We start from the raw sequence: 3,964 nt of genomic DNA on the forward strand, positions 1-3,964 counted from the left end.
AATACGATTCACTATGCGACAGTGGAAAGCTGCACTCAAATGGTACAGCTCTATAGTAGACGGGGCCTGGGCCGGATGTGCATGAAATTAAATTCGTGGGGATCCCTCAGACTCTGACCCCATTATTGCTGTGCTATTTTACAAAGCTGTTGATATCTTGCTTTAACGCTAAATACTTTTCTTCATGCTGTTGTTTTAATGGCATATCATCAATAATTTTATACAAGCGCCGGCATTCGTGCATTAGCCCTGGTGTTGTTGTGCCGGTCTGAGTAAATATCTGCGATATGCATTGCAACAGGTTAAGCGTTACGCCTACATTTACCGGTGCAATTTCTTGCGCAAGGGTGAACGATGCTCTGGCTTGTTTGTATTCACCTTGCTGATAGAGCTGTATGCCTTCGCGGTTATATTTTTGATAATCTGCGAGTTTTTGCCTTGCTTTTAATTCTTCCGACGCCAGCATAGCCGTGCTATTTGGATCAAGCGGCAAACCACGTTGCTTTAATAAATCTTTTAACTGAATAGCGTCTTCATACTCGCCTAAGTCGTACATCACTTTAACGCTATCAGGTATAAACGCCGTGGGTGGCGAATCATACTTTTCCTCAATGGCTAACTGAGAGCGGGAGAGTTGTCGTTTGGCGTCAAGCATTTTACCGTCAAGCACGTTAACCCTAGCGTTAATAATGGTGGTAAAAATCCCCACATCGAACTCATCGGTTAAACGTTGCAAATATTCGTCAAACTTACCCCGTTGCACGGCAAGTAATGCCTCTTGTTGATAGCGATTGCGTTGACCTTTGTCATCTGTGTATTCAGCAACATCAAGTAAACTTCTTACATAACCGCACCAATGTAAACTGTCGTAATGCGCAGTACGTTTAGACAAGTCCCAGATAGCTAAACTCGATGCTGAGGCCAGAAGGTAATCGCTGTAGTTACGGGCAATCTCGCAGGCCTGAAAATGACGAGTTAACGAAAAGGGGGAAAGCTTAATCGCTTCTTTAATGGCACTAATAGCCAGTTCACCCTGGTTTTTCCCGTCAGAGGCCTGGGCTAAAATATCTTGTGCATCAGGGCTGAATCGATTGCGTTTAATCACCATTTCGGCCATTTCAATGGCTTTATCGTAATCTTTTAACTGTAAATACGTTTTTCCGAGGGCTACTTGCGCCCACATTATGGGTTTGCCTGATAAATAAGGGGTTAGTACGTCCAGGGCTTTATCTGGCTGCTTACTTTGCCAATAGAGCTCAACCAGCAGCTGTTCGCAGGTTCCCTTATACGGGCTTGGGTTTGCTAGCAAAGTTTCGCATACGTCAATGGCTGCATCTATGTTTTGCTGCGCCATCTGATGATATACAGGCGCGAGAAACTGGCGTTTTTGCCAAGCCCGAGTAATACGGGTTTTAAGTTGCGCCTGCGAAAAGGGCTTAATTAAAAAGTCGTCTGGCCGACGCTCGATGGACCCTAATACTACGGGGCGTGCACTATCGGCACTTATAATAATAAATACGCTGGTCGGTTTAGCTAACCGTCGTACCCGTAATTCTTCAACAAATTCGAAGCCATTCTTTTTGTTCGACCCTAAATGCAAATCGCAAACAATGACATCAAACTTTTGTTTCCGGCACACCGAAAGCGCCTTCTCAGCGGAAGACTTAGTAACTACATTGCTCGCTCCCATCGAGTGAAGAAGTCCGCGAAGTAGAACGAGGAAAGGGCGCTGATCTTCCACTATAAGCACATGCTTATCTGAAAAGTTCATGTCGTGTCCGGGCAGGCAATATCAAAAACTGTAGTCACATGATTAATGAAAAGTGCCAATAGGGCAAGGATAAGCTCAAGAAAAACATTATGTTGCCGAAAACAAAGGTATAGTTTTTGTTTAAGTATTAATTAACGTGTCTAGTACAGTAAATTCAGTTGATAAAAGTATCGATCCTGGCGTTGCCTTTGAGTGGAATGGTATTCTGTCTAAGGCTACCAAAAATGCGCATGCTTTTACGTTATGCTTGGCGATGCAGCAATCAGCGCTAGCTGAGCCAATAAAAATAGCAGGTACCGAAGACGCACCTTTATCTCTTGAAACGCAGCTTGCGAAAATAAATTTTTATCGTCGCCCGCCGCTTTGTAGTGAGGGCGTCGCTTGGCAATCCTTTGATGTTATCAGTCAAGCCATCAACGCTGAACACTTTGCCGATGCAAGACTTCACCTTGCGATGCATCCCAGCCCCCTTGCGCAAGTTAACAATTCGAAAAAGTTAGCTGACGATGTGGTCAATAACTGTTCTTTAGGGACACAAAAGCGATTGGCGAAGGCATATACTAGCGCCATAGCAGAAGACAACACCTTATTTGATAAAGTGATTGAAAACGCTAATCAGGTTAACGCCGCCTAAGCTAGTAATTTAATAGATGCTTTGCTAAACTGCGCGCCGAATTTTGCACTGGTTTTACGTTCCAACTAGCAAAGGTGAACATAAATGACTCAATATATTGTATGCGCAATGTACAAATTTGTTGCGCTTGAAAACTATGAATCGATGCGCCAGCCGCTCCTTGAAGCGATGGAGAAAAACGGCATCAAAGGTACATTGTTATTGGCCCACGAAGGCATAAACGGTACCGTTTCTGGCACCCGCGAAGGTATCGACGCTTTACTTGCCTATCTCAATAGCGATGCGCGTATCAATCCTATCTCGACCAAAGAGTCATTGCACGAAGAACAGCCTTTTTATCGTACAAAAGTAAAGCTTAAAAAAGAGATCGTCACTATGGGGGTGGAAGGTATCGATCCTCGAAGAACGGTGGGTACCTACGTTAAGCCGAAAGATTGGAACGCACTAATAAGCGACCCAGATGTAACCGTAATTGATACGCGTAATGGGTATGAAATTGAAATTGGCTCGTTCAAAAACGCAATAGACCCCAAAACTGAGACATTTCGAGAGTTTCCTGAATACGTTGCGAAAGAATTAGACCCGCAAAAGAATAAAAAGGTGGCCATGTTTTGCACCGGCGGTATTCGTTGCGAAAAGTCTACGGCCTACTTAAAGGAGCAGGGGTTCGACGAAGTCTACCACTTAGAGGGCGGTATTCTTCAGTATCTTGAAGACGTGCCTAAAGAAGAATCTTTATGGGAAGGTGACTGCTTTGTATTCGATAATCGTGTGGCAGTGAATCACGACTTAGAAAAAAGTCAGTATGAGCAATGCTATGCATGTCGTTTACCGATAACAGCAGAAGATAAAGAAAGTGACAAATACGAGCCAGGTGTAAGTTGCCCGCATTGTTATGGTACCCATACAGATGAACAAATCGCTCGCTTCCGTGAACGTGAAAAGCAAGTGCAATTAGCCAAACAACGGCAACAAGAACATGTGGGTACAGAAGCACGGCTGGTAATGGAACAAAAGCGTCAAGAAAAAGCGCGGTTACAGCGCGAGAGAGCGTTGAAAGCGAAAGAAAATCAAGCATAGACACTGAAAGAGAAGGACGTTACACTCACTTCTAAATGTTGTAGCTAAAAGGGAAAGCGAGTGGACGCCCAACTTTCAGATGAAAAAATTGACGAAATAAGAAAAGACTTTAGCTTTTTTGATCGTGACGGTAATGGTCAAATAGATTTAACCGAGTTTATCGAGTTATTGACGGTTATTTCGCCTAAAACGAAAGCAAGTCATGTTGAAGAAGGCTTTAAGCTTATCGATGAAAATAACGATGGCTTTATCGACTTCGAAGAATTTCTTGAGTGGTGGCAAGAGTGTTGGTGGGAATACTAATACGTTAGCCGTTTCACAAATAGATTTTAAAAACGAGCAACTTGCTCGTTTTTTTGTTTGCCCAGCGAAGCTGGCAATCCCGTCAGGTTGGAAGAAACCTGAATCACCCTGACTGAGGGGAAGACAATCCGAATGGCAAGGGCGTTGTTGGCTAACGGCAGGGTCTGAAGGAAGCC

General features: G+C 43.9%; 4 protein-coding genes. 3 read left to right on the forward strand and 1 reads right to left on the reverse strand.

What is annotated here, in order from left to right:
• Window positions 1-133: 133 nt before the first annotated feature.
• Window positions 134-1,771 carry a response regulator gene (locus GTH32_RS18940; RefSeq protein WP_163088730.1) on the reverse strand — a complete coding sequence of 546 codons (1,638 nt, stop codon included), beginning with the start codon at window positions 1,769-1,771 and terminating at the stop codon, window positions 134-136.
• 136 nt (window positions 1,772-1,907) lie between these two features.
• Between GTH32_RS18940 and GTH32_RS18945 the strand changes: the two genes are divergently transcribed.
• The 3 genes from GTH32_RS18945 (at window position 1,908) to GTH32_RS18955 (ending at window position 3,788) form a co-directional block, all read left to right on the forward strand.
• Window positions 1,908-2,405, forward strand: coding sequence for a hypothetical protein (locus GTH32_RS18945; protein ID WP_163088732.1), 498 nt, complete (start codon window positions 1,908-1,910; stop codon window positions 2,403-2,405).
• Between the two features lie 84 nt (window positions 2,406-2,489).
• Window positions 2,490-3,485, forward strand: a complete 996-nt coding sequence (gene trhO / locus GTH32_RS18950; protein ID WP_163088734.1) for an oxygen-dependent tRNA uridine(34) hydroxylase TrhO — start codon at window positions 2,490-2,492, stop codon at window positions 3,483-3,485.
• Window positions 3,486-3,545: 60 nt separating this feature from the next.
• Complete coding sequence (locus GTH32_RS18955) at window positions 3,546-3,788, forward strand: EF-hand domain-containing protein (RefSeq protein WP_163088736.1); 243 nt, start codon at window positions 3,546-3,548, stop codon at window positions 3,786-3,788.
• Window positions 3,789-3,964: the final 176 nt, after the last annotated feature.

This window comes from Alteromonas profundi, assembly GCF_010500865.1.
GTDB lineage: Bacteria > Pseudomonadota > Gammaproteobacteria > Enterobacterales > Alteromonadaceae > Alteromonas > Alteromonas profundi.

Bases quoted from the DNA above. Each gene is read 5' to 3' on its own strand.
- GTH32_RS18940 (WP_163088730.1), bottom strand. From the start codon at position 1,771: ATGAACTTTTCAGATAAGCATGTGCTTATAGTGGAAGATCAGCGCCCT.
- trhO (WP_163088734.1), top strand. From the start codon at position 2,490: ATGACTCAATATATTGTATGCGCAATGTACAAATTTGTTGCGCTTGAA.